12 protein-coding genes are annotated in these 15,320 nt (G+C 63.7%); 5 read left to right on the top strand and 7 right to left on the bottom strand.

What is annotated here, in order from left to right; all coding sequences use genetic code 11:
* Window positions 1–310: 310 nt before the first annotated feature.
* From QQZ18_RS20975 to QQZ18_RS20995, 5 genes are all read left to right on the top strand, one after another.
* Window positions 311–2,857 carry an autotransporter outer membrane beta-barrel domain-containing protein gene (locus QQZ18_RS20975; protein WP_284542934.1) on the top strand — a complete coding sequence of 849 codons (2,547 nt, stop codon included), beginning with the start codon at window positions 311–313 and terminating at the stop codon, window positions 2,855–2,857.
* Between the two features lie 192 nt (window positions 2,858–3,049).
* Window positions 3,050–5,050 carry a S1C family serine protease gene (locus QQZ18_RS20980; protein WP_284542935.1) on the top strand — a complete coding sequence of 667 codons (2,001 nt, stop codon included), beginning with the start codon at window positions 3,050–3,052 and terminating at the stop codon, window positions 5,048–5,050.
* Window positions 5,051–5,396: 346 nt separating this feature from the next.
* A complete protein-coding gene (locus tag QQZ18_RS20985) occupies window positions 5,397–6,599 on the top strand; it encodes an acyltransferase family protein (protein ID WP_284542936.1) in 1,203 nt (400 codons plus the stop codon).
* Window positions 6,600–6,647: 48 nt separating this feature from the next.
* Complete coding sequence (locus tag QQZ18_RS20990) at window positions 6,648–7,439, top strand: class I SAM-dependent methyltransferase (RefSeq protein WP_284542937.1); 792 nt, start codon at window positions 6,648–6,650, stop codon at window positions 7,437–7,439.
* 4 nt (window positions 7,440–7,443) lie between these two features.
* Window positions 7,444–8,280 (top strand): DUF3626 domain-containing protein, encoded by an 837-nt coding sequence (locus tag QQZ18_RS20995; RefSeq protein WP_284542938.1) that lies wholly within the window; start codon window positions 7,444–7,446, stop codon window positions 8,278–8,280.
* A gap of 51 nt (window positions 8,281–8,331) precedes the next feature.
* Here the strand turns inward: QQZ18_RS20995 and QQZ18_RS21000 are convergent, their stop codons facing one another.
* The 7 genes from QQZ18_RS21000 to QQZ18_RS21030 all read right to left on the bottom strand — a co-directional run bounded on the left by QQZ18_RS21000 (window position 8,332) and on the right by QQZ18_RS21030 (window position 15,218).
* Complete coding sequence (locus QQZ18_RS21000) at window positions 8,332–9,468, bottom strand: hypothetical protein (protein WP_284542939.1); 1,137 nt, start codon at window positions 9,466–9,468, stop codon at window positions 8,332–8,334.
* A complete protein-coding gene (locus QQZ18_RS21005) occupies window positions 9,449–10,753 on the bottom strand; it encodes a DNA cytosine methyltransferase (RefSeq protein ID WP_284542940.1) in 1,305 nt (434 codons plus the stop codon). Before QQZ18_RS21005 ends, QQZ18_RS21000 begins: the two co-directional genes overlap by 20 nt.
* 429 nt (window positions 10,754–11,182) lie before the next feature.
* Window positions 11,183–11,569 carry a YybH family protein gene (locus tag QQZ18_RS21010; protein WP_284542941.1) on the bottom strand — a complete coding sequence of 129 codons (387 nt, stop codon included), beginning with the start codon at window positions 11,567–11,569 and terminating at the stop codon, window positions 11,183–11,185.
* 196 nt (window positions 11,570–11,765) lie between these two features.
* Window positions 11,766–12,785, bottom strand: a complete 1,020-nt coding sequence (gene bioB / locus QQZ18_RS21015; protein WP_284542942.1) for a biotin synthase BioB — start codon at window positions 12,783–12,785, stop codon at window positions 11,766–11,768.
* Window positions 12,782–13,381, bottom strand: a complete 600-nt coding sequence (locus QQZ18_RS21020) for a biotin transporter BioY (protein WP_446728693.1) — start codon at window positions 13,379–13,381, stop codon at window positions 12,782–12,784. The genes bioB and QQZ18_RS21020 overlap by 4 nt, the downstream gene beginning before the upstream one ends.
* 133 nt (window positions 13,382–13,514) lie before the next feature.
* Window positions 13,515–14,141, bottom strand: coding sequence for a GntR family transcriptional regulator (locus QQZ18_RS21025; protein WP_284542943.1), 627 nt, complete (start codon window positions 14,139–14,141; stop codon window positions 13,515–13,517).
* 564 nt (window positions 14,142–14,705) lie between these two features.
* Complete coding sequence (locus QQZ18_RS21030) at window positions 14,706–15,218, bottom strand: DUF1543 domain-containing protein (RefSeq protein WP_284542944.1); 513 nt, start codon at window positions 15,216–15,218, stop codon at window positions 14,706–14,708.
* Window positions 15,219–15,320 lie beyond the last annotated feature (102 nt).

The following is a 15,320-nucleotide window of genomic DNA, read 5'->3' on the forward strand; positions in this document are numbered from 1 at the left end:
CCTTTCTATCAAGTTGTCATCCTGGCGAAGGCCAGGATCTCAGGCAGGATGGAGCGCAACGTTGATATAGCGCTCCAAATGCCAAGCCAGCATGATCCTCCGCGTTCCGCTGTCTATAGATTCTCTCGCCGCAGATGTGTGCATGCCATAGTGGCATCGGGGTGACAGGCCGCGCCTTTTCCGTGGGTAGCCGAGCTTTAACTGCCTATGGCACTGGCAAAAAGTCGGACCCGACCGATTGGCGGCTTGCGGCCGTTTTGCGGCTCTCCTAAAGCTTGAGGCAAATCTGAATCTTTAGGGGCTGGCTCATATGCATTCCCAACACAAGTCGGCGCTCGCAACGGCTCGCCGTCCGCTTCTTCTCTGCGGCGCGTCCTGCCTCGCCCTCGCGGCCGGCTTCGTCGCTCCGGCTTCGGCCAGTTGCAATATCACCGGCACTGCCATCAGTTCCCAGTGCAACGGCGCCTTCATTCAGTTCTACATGGACGAGGGTACGTCCTCGCTGACCGTCTCCGGCGAGACGACGGTGGGCATCGAGTTCGCGCCGCATCCCACCATGACGGGGCCGACCGACCAGACGCTGCACATCACCGGCGGTACGGTGGTCAACAATCCGGCCTATAGCGGCGTTTACTCCTATACGGAGGTCCCCGACCATAACCTGTCGGTGACCGTCGACGCCGGTGTGCAGATCACCTCGACCGGTGGATTTGGCGGCATCTGGCTGCGGAACCAGATTTCCGGCGACATCACGATCACCAGCGCGGCGACCGTCAATGCCTATGGGAATGACGGCACGACCGGATCGCCCGGCATCTCCGCGACGACCAATCGGGGCAGCGTCCAACTGACCAACGATGGCGACGTCACCTCGGCCGAGGGGCGGGGGCTTTACGCCGATGGTGGCTACAACGACACGGACGCTTCACCCGCCGTCGTGCTTCTCGTCAACAACGGCATCGTGCATGGCTATACGGCCGGCGCCCGGGCGATCAATTGGCACGGTCTCTCGAGCCTCACCAACACCGGTACCGTCGTGTCGGATACGCGGCAGGGACTTGTCGCCTGGTCGAACTCCGGCGACGTATCGGTGAGCAACTCCGGCTCGTCCACGGCCAATGACGATAACGCCCTGGCTGCTTTCAGCGAGATCGGCAACGTGACGGTGGTCAACAGCGGCTCTCTCACGGCACACGACGATACCGGGCACGTCGACGACGGATCTGGCCACAACGGTATCCAGACGAGCGTCGAGACGTCGGGCACGACGCGCATCACCAACACGGCGACAGGAACCATTCTGGCGCCCGACGATTCCGCCATCTCGGCCACTGCGGTCCATGCCGGCGACATCTTCATCGACAACGCCGGTTCCGTTTCCGGCAAGGACGGCATCGCGGCGACCACGGCGTCCGGCCGCATCGGCATCACCAATACCGGCTCGGTGTTCGGCACCAACGGCAATGGCGTGATCCTGACCGGGGCCAGCCTCACCAACACCGGCTCCATCGAAGGCAGCGTCTTCGGCGTCGAGCTGGGCGGGTCCGGCAACGCGGTGACGACCTCGGGGAGCATCACCGGTGCGACCGCGTCGATCCATTTCGCCCACGGCGGCAACACGCTGAACATCCTGCAAGGCTCGTCGTTCGGCGGGGTGGTCGATTATAACCACACCATCGGCAACACAACGACCTTCGGCGCCGGCAACTACTCCATTCCCAGCGCCAACTACATCGACGCCAGCAATGCCATCACCCTCAACAACTCCACGCAGGTGGTGGTGCTGAGGAACGCCAACACCAGCGGCACCATCGACGTGGTGACCGTGCCGGCGGCGAGCCAGGCGGCGACGCAATACACCTCGTCGGTGTCCGACGTGGTCGGCAGCATCCTGTCGCTCGACGTGGCGCGGCCCGACCAGGGGACCATCGGCGACAGCACGATCACGGCCCTGCAATATGGCGAGGGCACGCCCGAGAGCACCGAGGCCAAGGCCGTGCGCCAGCTGGGCGATGGCGTTGCCGTCGACGGCTACGGCAACCTGTTCTGGGCGCGCGCCTTCGGCGGCCTGCGCTACCAGCGCGACAACAATGGCGATCCGGCCAGCCATACCGCCCACTACGGCCTGATCTCGGGCTTCGACCACCAGTTCGAGAACTATCGCGTCGGCTTCTTCGCCGGTGGCGGCAACGTGCGGACGGCGACGAGCGGCGAAGCGTCGACCGTCTCCGGCAACACCGGCTTCATGGGCGTCTATGGCGCGGCCAAGTTCAACGGTCTTCAGTGGAACGCCTCGCTGACCGCAGGCGCCATCGACAACCGGGCCGATCGTCTGGTCAACGGCACCGACACGGCATCCGGCGACTTCCTCGGCTGGTATGTGTCGCCCGAGGTCGCGGTGAGCAACACCTACGCCGTCGCGCCGGGCTGGGAGCTGACGCCGAGCGCCAAGATCCGCTACACCGGCGCCTTCTACGAGAGCTACAGCGAAAGCGGCTCCACCTCGCAGCTCCTCAGCTACGACTCCCGCCAGACCCATTCGCTGGACGGGCGCGTGCAGCTCGAACTCAAGCACAAGATGGTCATGTCCTCGGGCCTGCCGGCCGCCGTGATGGCGACGGTGGCGCTGGGCGACACCCAGTCTCTCGGTTCCGGCAAGACGCACGCCAGCCTTCTTGGCAGCGACTTCACCGTCGCGAACTCCGGCGACGACAACGTGCTCGGCGCGACCATAGGCCTCGGCTTCGACGCCATGGTGTCGAAGCGCGCGGCGATCTACGGCAGCGTCGACGGCACGATCTACAGCGACGACTCCATGGGCGCGACCGGCCGGCTGGGCCTGAAAGTGGCGTTCTGAGCCTGAGCGGCGGGCCTCGGCCTAAGCCGCGCGGTTGAACCTGTGTCCGCCAAGCCTCGCGAGGCTTGGCGGCCCATCCCGGCACGGTCGGGCCGAAAGGGTCTGATTTCGCGCGAGGGTAGGCGGAAGCCCTCTTGTTCCCGGCGGACGACTCCTGTTGAAGTTGGGCACTCCACAATTTGCGGGTGCGCCATGGCCGTGTGCTCTTTGTCCGTTCCGAGCCGCCTGTTCTGGCTTCTTGCGCTCCTGGCGCTCCTGTCCGGTCCCGCGCTTGCCGGCCGCGATGCCGAATACTCGATCGACAAGGTCTATACGACGAGCAATGTCTGGTCGATTTCGATCAACGTCACGCGGAAGTCTTGCGCCATGTCGACGCTGCGCGAAGACTTCTCGATGATGGCGCTTGGCGGCGATTATCGCGGGAGCATGCCTTCATTCTACCTGATGTTTGCCAACCGGTCGTGGGGCGAGGAGGACGGAAAGACCTACGACGTCGAGATGGAGTATGGCGGCGGGAAGACCTGGACCGGCGGCGGCATCGGGTTGGACCTGATGCGCGTTCGCGGCATCGCCATCGAGGATATCGGCGACGTTTTCTTCAACCAGTTCTCCGGCGTGACATCGATCAAGCTCAAGGTCGACGGGCAGTCGCGCGGGGAGTTTGTGCTGGAGGATGTCGAGAAGGCCTTTCGCAAGTTGACCGAATGCATGAGGTCTGTCTCAAGCGGCGTCATTTCCCTTGAAAAGATCAAGGAGGGGTTCGGTGTCGAGCGCGCCGGAAAGCCTCTGATCGCCGAGGACCATGGCGATTGGTCCAAGCCGGTCGACAAGGCCGACGCCACGCCCCAAGGCCAGGACAAGGTGCCGGCATCGGACGCGGCTCCGGCGCCGAGCGGACGCGCCGATCAGGGAAGCGCACCGGACAAGGACCGGAATTCGCACCAGGATCGGGACAGCCGGACCCCCGTGTTGGGTGCAGAGTATTTTCTCAACGAGAACTATTATGATCGCCGCAATGGATGGACTATTTCCATCAACAAGGCTCGAATGTCTTGCAACAATACCAAGTTGTTCGATACAAAATCTCTCATCCAGCTGGGTGGGGATGCTCATGGTAGCGAATATTCGTTCTATCTTCTGTTTCAGGACGAGAAGTTTTTTCTGGAAGAGGGTAGAAAGCACTCCGTTTCCGTCACGTTTAACGGCCGTAGCACATGGGACGCCGAGGGGCTCGGCGTTTCGCTTGCCAACGGAGTGCTTGGCGTAACGCTTGAGCACATCAACAAGGACAGTATTGTCGAGTTTGCCGGCATGAGCGTGCTCGACCTGAAGATCGATGGTGTGAGCTCCGGAACCTACAGCCTCGCCGGCACGCGCAAGGCGCTCCTCAGAATGCTCGATTGCATCAAGGATATCGAGGCCGGACGCATCTCCCTCGCCACGATCGGCGAGGGGGACCGGTCGACCGACGACAGGGCGCCGTCAACGGACGATGGCCCCGACCGGCGCGGCGGGCAGGGGGAGAAGAAAGGCCAGGGCGCGGGGACGTCCTATGCCTATGGCACCGGCTTCTTCGTCAACGGCGACGGCTATCTCCTGACCAACGCCCATGTGGTCGAGGGCTGCAAGGACGCGATGGTGCGCCAGGGCCATTCCGACGTTCAGCCGGCCACCATCGTGGCGCGCGAGACGACCAACGACCTCGCCATTCTCAAGGTGGCCGAGAAGAGCCCGGTCTTCGGCAAGTTCAGGGGCGCGCCGCAGATCCGGCTGGGCGATTCCATCGTGGTGTTCGGCTACCCGCTGGCGGGGATGCTGTCGAGCACCGGCAACCTCACGACCGGGCTGATCTCCTCGCTGACCGGCGCGGGCGACGACGTCAGCAAGCTGCAGATCTCGGCGCCGGTGCAGAGCGGCAACAGCGGCGGCGCCGTGGTCGACCAGTCCGGCCGCATCGTCGGCGTCGTCGTCGCCAAGGCGAACATCCAGACGCGCGGCACCGAAGACAAGCCCGACGTCGAGGTGATCCAGAACGTCAACTTCGCCATCAAGGCGGGCATGGCGCAGTTCTTCCTCGACGCCAACCAGATCCACTACGAGGCCGAAGCGCCGGGCGACGACCTGAAGACGCCGGATGTGGCCGATATCGCCAGGAGCTTCACCGTGCAGGTGGCCTGCGAGATGAGGAAGTAGGGCGCCGGCCGAGGGGCATCGGATGCCCCGGCGCTTGCCGACCCCCTTCATTTTTCAAGTTTTCGCTGTCGCCTATACTTATACATTCCCTTTCGGTTCATGTATTTCTCGGGTCCATGCATCGTCTATTCCCGTAAATTACCGGTTTTCGATAGCGAAAATCTCTGATTGACCGGTGTCTTGACCGGTCATACGGTCGTCCTTGTCACTATTATGGAGCGCGGTACCGGCGGCGAACGGCCGGGCCGGCGCCCTCATTCATCCAAGCGAACATTCCATTGGGAGGGGCGTCGAACGCACCGCTCCCCCAGTCAGGTCGGCATCCGGCATGTGGATGGGGGATGACATGGACGCGCAAGCGCGAAGCATGGAAGAGACGGGCGCGGGCCGTGTGGCCTACCTCGATAACCTCAGGTGGTTCATCGTCATCCTCGTGGTGGTGATGCACCTCAACGTCACCTATGGCGGCAACGGCCTGTGGTACTACAAGGAACAGGCCGGCTACGGCCCTCTGTCCGGCCTGATGTTCGGGCTCTACGGCTCGCTCACCCAGGCCTGGTTCATGGGCCTCATTTGCTTCATCTCGGGCTATCTCGTTCCTCCGTCGCTGGAGCGGAAGGGAACGCTGCCGTTCATCAGGGGGCGGCTCGCCCGCCTCGGCGTGCCCATGCTGGCCTATGTTGCGGTCATCCATCCGCTGACCATCTGGATCGCCGGCCTTGCCGACCCCGCCGCGCCAGACATGGCCGGATGGTATGCGCACTACGTCGTCTCGCTCGATTTCCTGTCGAGCCTCGGGCCGCTGTGGTTCCTGATGCTGCTGTTGATCCTGTCGGTGGCCTACGCGCTGTGGCGCGCGGCCTTCGGCGGGCCGGCGCGCCGTGAGCATGGGCGCGCCGAGGTTCGCCACTGGTGGGTGGCGGCGGTCGCCGTCGTCATCGCCGTCTCGGCCTTTCTCCTGCGCGGGGTGGTGCCGGCCGGCCAGCAGTTCATCAAGCCGCTGCCCGGCAACTTCATGCAGGTCGGCTTCTTCGCCTCCTATGTCGTGCTGTTCGCGGTCGGCATCCTCTGCCGCGGCCATGACGTCCTGGACGGCATCGACCATCGGTTCGGCATGCGCTGGTTCCGGTGGACGCTGATCTTCGGCATACCCCTCTGGTTCCTCGGCATTCCGGCCAGCGCCATCGTCGCGGAAGCTCATGGTGCGACGCCGGATATCGGCGCCTTCTTCGGCGGCTTCCGCTGGCAGTCGGCCTTCTATGCCACGTGGGAGGCGTTCTTCTGCGTCGGCGTGTCGCTGGGGCTGATCGTGCTGTTCCGCGACCGGTTCAACGGCCATGGCAAGCTGGCGCGCCTGCTGAGCCGGACCTACTTCGGCGTCTATGTCTTCCACCCTCCCGTCATCGTGGCCGGCGCCGTCCTGGCGCGAGGCGTCGAGATGCCGCCGCTTCTCAAGATGTATGTGATGGCCGCCGTCCTGGTGCCGCTGTGCTTTGCCGCCAGCCTCGGCCTGCGGCAGGTGCCCGTCATCCGGCGCTATTTCACGTGACGGCGAGACCGGACAAACGATAGCGTGGCGGTGGAGCGAGGAGGGGGCATGACCGCCATCGACAGGAGCTTCGGCCGGCAGGCCTTCGGGCTGAACCCGGCCGCCTACCACGCGGCGCGGCCGGAGTATCAGGATTGGGTCTACGACAGGCTCGTCCGCTGCGGTCTCGGGCCCGGCGCGCGGGTGTTCGAGATCGGCGCCGGCACCGGCAAGGCGACACGGCGCCTCATCGAGCGCGGGGCCGATCCTCTCGTCGCCATCGAGCCCGACGCGCGGCTGGCCGACTTTCTCGAGGCCAGCCTGCGCCATCCGGCGCTCACGGTGGTGCGCGCGCCGTTCGAGGAGGCGGCCCTTGCCGAGGGTGGCTTCGATCTAGGCGTCTCGGCCACCGCCTTCCACTGGCTCGACGAGGAGACGGCGCTGGAAAAGGTGGCGCGGCTCATCCGGCCCGGCGGCTGGTGGGCGGCGATCTGGCACGTCTTCGGCGATGCCGGCCGCCCCGACCCGTTCCACGAGGCGACGCAAAGCCTGCTTTCCGGCTACGCCAGCCCCTCGGCCGGGGAGGGCGGCATCCCCTTCGGCCTCGACGTGGCGGCGCGCACGCAAGCCCTGAAGCGCACCGGCGCCTTCGACGTCGTGGAGTACAAGATCGTTCCCTGGCAACTGGTGCTGACCGCCGACGAAACCGTGGCCCTCTACGCCACCTATTCCGACATGGCGGCGCGGCCGAACATGGCGGCGGTGCTGACGGAACTGGGGCGGATCGCGCGGGAGGAGTTCGGCAACCGGGTGGAGCGGAACATGACGACGAGCCTGTTCGTGGCGCGGCGGGGAGCGTGACGGTATGACCTCGTCCCCCATCGCGTCCGCCCTCGCCCATGTCCGCGACAAGTCGCTCGGCGGGCCGTTGCCCGGGCCGGCCGCCGTCACCATCAACTTCCACCCGGATGCGCTGCATCAGGGGCGGTGGGTGATCGAGGCACTGGCGCGGGAGGGCGTCTATCGGTCGCAGTTCGAGACCGGCATCAGCAACGGCGGGCTGACGGCCCATCCGGGCGGCGAGCGCTGGCTGTGGGAGCAGGGCATCTTCGGCGGCGCCTATGACGGGGCCGACCCGGCGTTGCGGCCGAAATACGGGGCGCTCAACTATCGGGGCCGGGCGACGGGCGGCTCGCCGCGCTTCGGCTCGGCCCACCTGCGGCTGCGGCCGCATGTGCTGGAGCGGACGACCTTCTGCTACCCCGACAGCTGCTACAGCCCCGCCCACTTCGGCGTCGCCGATCGCATGGGGCTGGTGGCGCTGGCCGAGCGGCAGCGGGCGTCGACGGACGTGCTGGACGACTATGTCGAGGCGCACGTTCACGGTCCGCTCACCCTCGGCGAGGACGTGGAGGCGCTGGTGCTCGACGCCTGCTATCGGGGCACGGAGATCGAGGCCGTCGCCGCAACGCTCGCCTGCCCGGTGGAATGGCACGCTGGCTTCCGCATGCCGGCGGCGCGCGTGGCCGACTGCGTCGCCTATCGCGGCCAGGAATTCGCCGACCTCGCGGCGGCGCTGATGAACGACGGCATCCTGACCCCGCGCGACATCGGCCTCGCCCGCCGCGACGGCCGCGCCGACTGGCAGTCGCTGAAGCGCGTCTGGCATTGCGTGGCGCGGTTCGGCAGCCCGGCGGAGTAGGGGGCGGCCACAACGCGCACATTCGCATATACACCTGGGGCGGCCAACACTCTAAGCTCCCGAGGAGCCATCTAGCTTTTCCAGCCACTGGCTCAGGCTTACTAATCTTCCATCTTCAATAAACTTAAGTACTCTCCTCATCGAGGGCTCTGAGGGGAGTCCTGCACTTGCTCCATATGTCGCTCTTAGGGCGTCAGTGCTTATATGTACAACGAACTTGAACATCGGGGCATTTCCGCCCAACTGTTCGCATGCCCGCGCGAGCCTGGCGGGGTCGAATTCGTTAGTTACGAAGACGTAATCAAATGGCTTTCGATCTGACTCAGCACTTATGTAATCTGTGAAATCGGTAACAAACTGCTTCTCGCGGTCAGCTCTCACGCTCCACTTCGCCGTAACTAGAGTTCTGAAGGTGGGATGAATTACGGCTACATCCACCTTGTTTGGCTTCTCTCCAACGCGTGCACGATTGAAACCAGGAAGGTCATGAAGCGCCTTTCTTGCGTGCACCTCTAGGCCTGCACGTTTACATGTCCTACGAATAATATGAGTTAAAACGTCCTCGAATCCTTCTCCGACAAGATTCTTCCGCTTGTTTTCGAGGTTGAGGTACTGCCTTATACGCTGAACAAGTTGGTTCCAAATCTCTTTTGGGGGGTCAGATCCGAGATGAGGACCTATTATGCTCTGAACGATGCTGACTAACTCGGGGTCTTCTCCGGGCTTAGGTAGTCCCTTACCCTTGTAAGGTGCTCTTTGAGCTTCAACTTTGGCCGAGAGCTTGCTGGTTTCCCTCAATACGTAGGCCGCCAAGTTTTCTGAGGCGTGGAGAAACAACCAGTCAAGGTGCAATGCTAATTGTTCAGGACTGACTTTAAGTGCGCTTGAAACCCAGTCGTGAAACGCAAGAGAACGCCCGTACCAGGGGCGGCCTGGCTGGCATTTATCACTCTCGTAACAGTGTCCGAGTCCTGTTGTCTGGTCTACCCAAAGGAGGAGGCGATAAACATGCTCCCACGCATTGGCTGCAATTATCGAGCCATTTGCGTGCTCTGAAAAGTAGACGTCAATCAGGCGGTTTCTGTTCTCAGCGCCAAAAGCGCGTTTGATAGCTACAGCTTCGTCTTTCGCGACTCCATCTGTAACAGTTGAAACGGGCTCCTCCCACTCAGGCATAGCTTCTCTCATCGAACTCTTGGGAAAGCAGCTCCGCCAAGATACGGGAGGCTACCGCCTTTGCTAGAAGGGGGGGAACCGCATTTCCGACCTGACGATAGCGTGAATGTGCCGGCCCTCCGTCGTGGCGGCCTTCAATCATCCCGGAGCGGGGGTCCGAGGTGAAAACGAATCTGTCTGGAAATGATTGGATACGCGCAAACTCACGCACCGAAAGGGCGCGCGGCACACTGTAATGATAGACAGAGTCCGCTTTTGTATTGAGGGTCCAAGCCCAAATGTCGGGGTGAAGACGGCGATAGGCGTAAAAATGCTTGCGTGACAGCTTTCCTGTTCCGTTACTCTGGCCCCATTTGTGACCGGTAAGGTATCTGTCTGTTAGCTGTTCTTGCAGGTCTCGGTAGTTTCCTCCTGGCGGAATATCTAGCAACCTAAGGCGTGTATCGGGATTTAGGCGCGGCACTTGAACGTTGCTGACAAACAGACCTGCTCCTTCACGCATCATTCTTTGATATGCGGTGTTCGGAGGGGGAAGCCCGTCGTAGGTCAACTCATCGGTGCGATTGCCAATTTGAAGTCCCGCCAAGTCGCTAATTGCATCTGAAGCGCTAACAACTGCGACATCATCAGGGTTGGCGAGTGCCTCTTTTGCCAAGATATTTTGAAGGCCGCCATGTATTGCAAGCTGATATTGCGGCCGGTGAGCGCCGGTGAGCCGCGCCAAGGTAATTGCGTGGGTTGCTTCCGAACCTGCGAGGATTGGCGGCTGTAACCTCGTTGATGTTTTCACGCCCAGAAAAAGTAACCGCTTACGAGTCTGGGGTACACCAAAATCGGCTGCGTCGACAACTTGGGAGCGTACTGTGTACTCCCCTTCAAGGCTAAGATCGGCTTCTATCTGTTGGCGGACGCCCATCTGGTCCATGCCGGTTACATTCTCGACTAGAAAAGCGGAAGGTTGTACCTTTCCAAGAATATCGACAAACTCTCGATATAGAGCATTTCTCGGGTCATCAATCATACGGGTATGGTTGCGCACTTGGGAGAACGCTTGGCACGGAGGACCTCCCATGAGGAAGTCTGCTTTACGGGCGGCCTCCAGAATTCTGCCTTTTACCGACGGGGTTCGGATGTCTCCGGTAATTGACTGTGCTTCCGGGAAATTGCGGGCATAAGTTGCCATGGCATCCGGATCGTTGTCGGCTCCAGCAAGCACTTTGAAGCCGGCTTGACGAAATCCTTCAGACAGCCCGCCTGCTCCGCAGAAAAGATCGACGACGGTGTACGAAGAGCTCATCAGGCGCTTCGTGTGCCGTGTGACGGTCTGAGGGAAGCCATATGAAACGAGCGCCGCTGGTCCAGCCAGGCCACTATCTTGCCTGTCATCTCTCATCTCAAGCCAACTTTCCTAGTCGATCGTAAGCACTTGTGCAGAGTACCACGTAGTGTCTAGGTCGTGCAGTCGATCGTTGCGTTTTTAGAGTTATTTCAACAGATTAAAGGTGGTTGTGTACCTATCTGCAGCCACTTGGTTGGCTAACTTAGCGCATTGCCGAGTTTGTGGTATGGGCCGTGTCGATGATTATGTCTGTCAGCTTTTTTGGTACAAAACAAGAACATTTGTGGCGGAGTGATTGGAATCGTTAACATAGCGTCTGCTGGGGTGAGGGGCTGTGGGTTGTCGGGGCAAGGGGAGGTGGTCTTCCTACACCGCCCCGGCTCTCTATCAGCCATCCAGCAGCGTGGTGCCGTAGGAGTTGTCGACGGCGCAGAGCCAGCGGCCGGTCTGCGACTTGCGGAAGACGTAGGTGGCGCGGCGGACGATGGGGTCGGGCTGGCCGGCGATGTCGAGCAGGGTTTCCATCAGCACCAGGGCGGTGTCGGCGCCTTCGATCACCTCCATGCGGCCCTGGCGGACCGTCATCGCGTTCTTGAAATGGGCGGCGATCGCCACGAAGGCCTTGCGGATGGCGGGCTGGCCGGTGGCCACCATGCCGGGCTTGACCACCAGCGCGGCGTCCTCGGCGTAGAACTCCATCAACGCGTCGAAGTCCTCGGCGGTGATCGCCCGGTCGGCCGCTTCGATTAGCCGTTTCAACTCGTGCTCGGACATGTTCGTCTTCCAGTCATGGCTCGGAGACGGAACGAAAAACCCGCCTCGCGGGCGGGTTGCTTGCAAAAGGACAAGTCGCAGCGCCCACCGTCACTCGATGGCGCGAATAATCGACAGGGCGGGGGCGAAGCGGTTGTCCATGGTGCAGAGGTAGCACGGGCGGAGGCCGGGCGCCAGCCGGCCGCGCCCCGCGTCGTCACCCCACGGCGCGGCGGCAGGCAGGGCTTGCCGTCTCGCGGTCGCGCAGCGGGCAGGCATGCGGCCGTTCGCCGATGGCGGCGAACAGCGCGGCGTCCTCGCCGAGGTCGGCATTGGGCGTGGTCAGCAGGGTGTCGCCGTAGAACAGCGAGTTGGCGCCGGCCACCAGACAGAGGATCTGCGCCTCGCGGTTGAGCGCCGAGCGGCCGGCCGACAGGCGCACGGTGGAGGCGGGCAGCACGAGGCGGGCGGTGGCCACCATGCGCACCAGCTCCAGCGGGTCGATGGGCGGCCGGTCGGCGAGCGGCGTGCCCTTGACCGGCACCAGCGCGTTGATCGGCACGCTTTCGGGGTGCGGCGTCATGGCCGAGAGCACGGCCAGCATGGAGGCCCGGTCGCGCACGGTTTCGCCCATGCCGATGATGCCACCGCAGCAGAGGTCGATGCCGTAGGCGCGCACGGTGGCGAGCGTCGCGAGCCGGTCCTCGTAGGTGCGGGTGGTGACGATCTCGCCGTAGAACTCCGGGCTGGTGTCAAGGTTGTGGTTGTAGGCGGTGAGGCCGGCCACCGCGAGGCGCTCGGCCTGGTGCGGCTTCAGCATGCCCAGGGTGACGCAGGCCTCCATGCCAAGGGCGCGGACGCCACTGACCATGTCGATGACGGCGTCGAACTCGGCGCCGTCGCGCACCTCGCGCCAGGCGGCGCCCATGCAGAAGCGCTCGGCGCCGGCCGCCTGCGCCGTCGCCGCCATGGCGACGACCTTGGCCGGATCCATCAGCCGGTCCTTGGTGAGGTCCACCTCGCGGTGATGGGCCGACTGCGGGCAGTAGCCGCAGTTCTCCGGGCAGCCGCCGGTCTTGATGGAGAGGAGGCTGGCCTTCCGTACCCGGTTGGGGTCGTGGTGCGCCCGGTGGACGGCGTTGGCCCGGCCGATCAGCTCCAGCAGCGGCAGCTCGTGCAGAGTGGCGATCTCGTCCACCGTCCAGTCGTGGCGGAGGGTTCCGTCGGCGGCGGTCATTGGCCGATCCCCCTGAAGCGGGCGATGAGGCTGGGTGTCAGCGCCGAGGCGGCAGCGACGAGGGCGATCTTGATCAGGTCGCCGAGCAGGAAGGGCGCAAGGCCAAGGGCGATCAGCCGCTCGGCCGGCACGTAGGCGACGAGCCAGGCGAGGCCGAAGCCATAGACCGGCGCCAGCCCGGCCAGCATGGCCAGAAGCCGCCCCACCGGGCCGCGCCCGGCGGCCAGCGCGCCGACCAGACCGGAGGCGACGAGATAGCCGAGGAGATAGCCGCCGGTCGGCCCGGCCATGTAGGCAAGGCCGATGCCGCGCTCGGGCGAGCCGGAGAAGACGGGCAGGCCGGCGGCGCCGGCGGCGAGGTAGGCGAGGAAGATCGCCGTGGCGCGGCGCGGTCCGAAGGCGACGGCGAAGGCCATGACGGCCATAGTGTGCAGCGTCATCGGCACCGGCCAAAAGGGGATATGAACCTTGGCGGCCAGCGTCATCAGCGCCGCGCCAGCGACGACGGCCACTGCCGCGCGGGCAGCCTGCATGCGGCGGTTTTCAGTGGGGCTTTCAGTGGGGCTTTCAGGGCGGCTCGCTGGAGTGTTGCTCATCCTGTTTCTCCTTTGGCGAAATTATAGATAATTTTGAGAATCTATCGCTAAAGGAGTCCACAGATATACGGTCTTGGCAAGAGCCAAGCGCAGGCGTCGGTGGATGGCAGCGGGCGGGAGGGTGAAAAGCCTTCTATTTCGGCCGTTTCTGGCCGATCGTCTGGACGTGCCGGGTGAGCACGGCGGCGGCCACATCGGCCTGTCCGGCCCTGAGGGCGTCGAGAATGGCGCGGTGGTCGCGGTCGGTGGGCGCTTCCCACTCGGCCCGCCAGCCGGAGAACAGGAAGCGGGCGCTGGCGACCTGCAAATCGTCGATGGCCTTGAGAAGGCGCGGCATGGCGCAGGGCGCCAGGATGATGCGGTGGAAGGTGCGGTTGGCCTCTTCCCAGGCATAGACGTCGCGCGCCCGGTCGCCGGCCCGGTTGGCCTCTTCCGCCGTGTCGAGAATGGCTTTCGTCATATGCGGGAAGGCCTTGCGCAGCGCCAGCGCCTCCAGCGCCGCCCGCATTTCCGCCACCTCGCGCACCTCTTCCAGCGTGAAGCCGGCCACCCGTACGCCCCGGCGCGGCTCGCTCACCACCAGCCCTTGCGACTCCAGCAGGCGGAAGGCCTCGCGTACCGGCACATGGCTGGCGCCGAACTCCTCGGCCACATGGTCCTGCCTCAGGCGCGCGCCGGCCTCAATGGCGCCGGAAATGATCCGGTCGGCCAGCGTCTTGCTGATCCGCGTGGAGATGGTGTCCGACTTCGCCGTGCTCATGAATTATAGATAATTGAGGGGAGGGGAGGTGTCGAGGGGGAGGCTGGGCGCGGTCGAAGGTGGGCGGGAGAATGGTATCGGCGCCTTGCCCTTTTCGGCCCGAGGTCCTGCGCCTTCGCGCAGGATGACGAAATTATATAATTGAAACATATGCATAGATTGTCATCCTGCGCGAAGGCCGCTTGCATTCGTGTGCGAATGCAAGGTGGACCTCGGGCAGGAAGGGGCGCGAGGCTTGTATAGGGCTAGTCACGGCGCGATGTCCGAGGGACGTGACACGCTATTTCTGCCACATGGGCACGCGCCGTAGCAGGGCAATCAGTTTTGGACCGGGAGCGGGGGGAGTCTCGAGGGCGGCGGCGAAGGCGTCATAGTGCAACGGGTCCAATGCAGACGCCCGCTCGCTGCATGGAGCGTCGTCTGCCGGGGATGGCGCGTTGTCACGATCAACGGGAAATGAGGTCGGTGTCTTTGACATGCCGGCAATATCCCGCTGGTCAACCCGGGCGTCAATCACTGGTCGCCCGAGAAAGATATCGCGCCCGCCTCTCCGCCCCCGCATCCTCAAGCCTTGTCGATGCGGATGTAGTCCGCCACGAACTTGAACGGCTTTTCCTCGCTCGCCTTGGTCAGGCGGAGGAAGCAGCCGTAGTGGCGGAGGGCGTTGGAGAGGTCGAGGGTCTGGTCGACCTCGAACAGCTTGTCCTTGTGCGGCTGCGCCCAGCCTTTCACCAGCGCCAGCGCGCGGGTCTTGGCCGTGTCGGCGTTGGGGGCGACGATCAGCACGTTCTTGTGCAACTCGGTGAACTTGGCCGGGTCGTAGCCGCCGAGGTTGACGAAGAACAGGCGGTCGGCGGTTGCCGCGTGGGCGTCGGTGGTGAGGGTGACGTCATGGCCGTCGGCCTGCTCGACCGCGCCCCAGCAGTCGACGTGCAGCTTGGCCTGATCGCCCCACCACTGCGCCCGGAGGTCGGCATAGCAATCCTCGGGCTTTTCGCCGATCGAAAAGCGAATGTCGTGCAACTCGACGTTCGAGTTCCTGAAATTCCCGCCCAACTGAAACATGAAGAGTTTCAATGCAATCTCCTCGGATGACGATACCTTATCGGTATCGTCCGGGAGCTTGCCAGGGCGTGTCAGCAGAGGCGACGGGCGCCGATCCGGTGCCCGGTTTTGCCG

This window comes from Pleomorphomonas sp. T1.2MG-36 (assembly GCF_950100655.1).
Taxonomy (GTDB): domain Bacteria; phylum Pseudomonadota; class Alphaproteobacteria; order Rhizobiales; family Pleomorphomonadaceae; genus Pleomorphomonas.

Excerpts from the sequence above, each read along its gene's own strand:
- QQZ18_RS20975 (WP_284542934.1), top strand. The coding sequence starts at position 311 with ATGCATTCCCAACACAAGTCGGCGCTCGCAACGGCTCGCCGTCCGCTT.
- QQZ18_RS20980 (WP_284542935.1), top strand. The coding sequence starts at position 3,050 with ATGGCCGTGTGCTCTTTGTCCGTTCCGAGCCGCCTGTTCTGGCTTCTT.
- QQZ18_RS20985 (WP_284542936.1), top strand. The coding sequence starts at position 5,397 with ATGGACGCGCAAGCGCGAAGCATGGAAGAGACGGGCGCGGGCCGTGTG.
- QQZ18_RS20990 (WP_284542937.1), top strand. The coding sequence starts at position 6,648 with ATGACCGCCATCGACAGGAGCTTCGGCCGGCAGGCCTTCGGGCTGAAC.
- QQZ18_RS20995 (WP_284542938.1), top strand. The coding sequence starts at position 7,444 with ATGACCTCGTCCCCCATCGCGTCCGCCCTCGCCCATGTCCGCGACAAG.
- QQZ18_RS21000 (WP_284542939.1), bottom strand. The coding sequence starts at position 9,468 with ATGAGAGAAGCTATGCCTGAGTGGGAGGAGCCCGTTTCAACTGTTACA.
- QQZ18_RS21005 (WP_284542940.1), bottom strand. The coding sequence starts at position 10,753 with ATGAGCTCTTCGTACACCGTCGTCGATCTTTTCTGCGGAGCAGGCGGG.
- QQZ18_RS21010 (WP_284542941.1), bottom strand. The coding sequence starts at position 11,569 with ATGTCCGAGCACGAGTTGAAACGGCTAATCGAAGCGGCCGACCGGGCG.
- bioB (WP_284542942.1), bottom strand. The coding sequence starts at position 12,785 with ATGACCGCCGCCGACGGAACCCTCCGCCACGACTGGACGGTGGACGAG.
- QQZ18_RS21020 (WP_446728693.1), bottom strand. The coding sequence starts at position 13,381 with ATGAGCAACACTCCAGCGAGCCGCCCTGAAAGCCCCACTGAAAGCCCC.
- QQZ18_RS21025 (WP_284542943.1), bottom strand. The coding sequence starts at position 14,141 with ATGAGCACGGCGAAGTCGGACACCATCTCCACGCGGATCAGCAAGACG.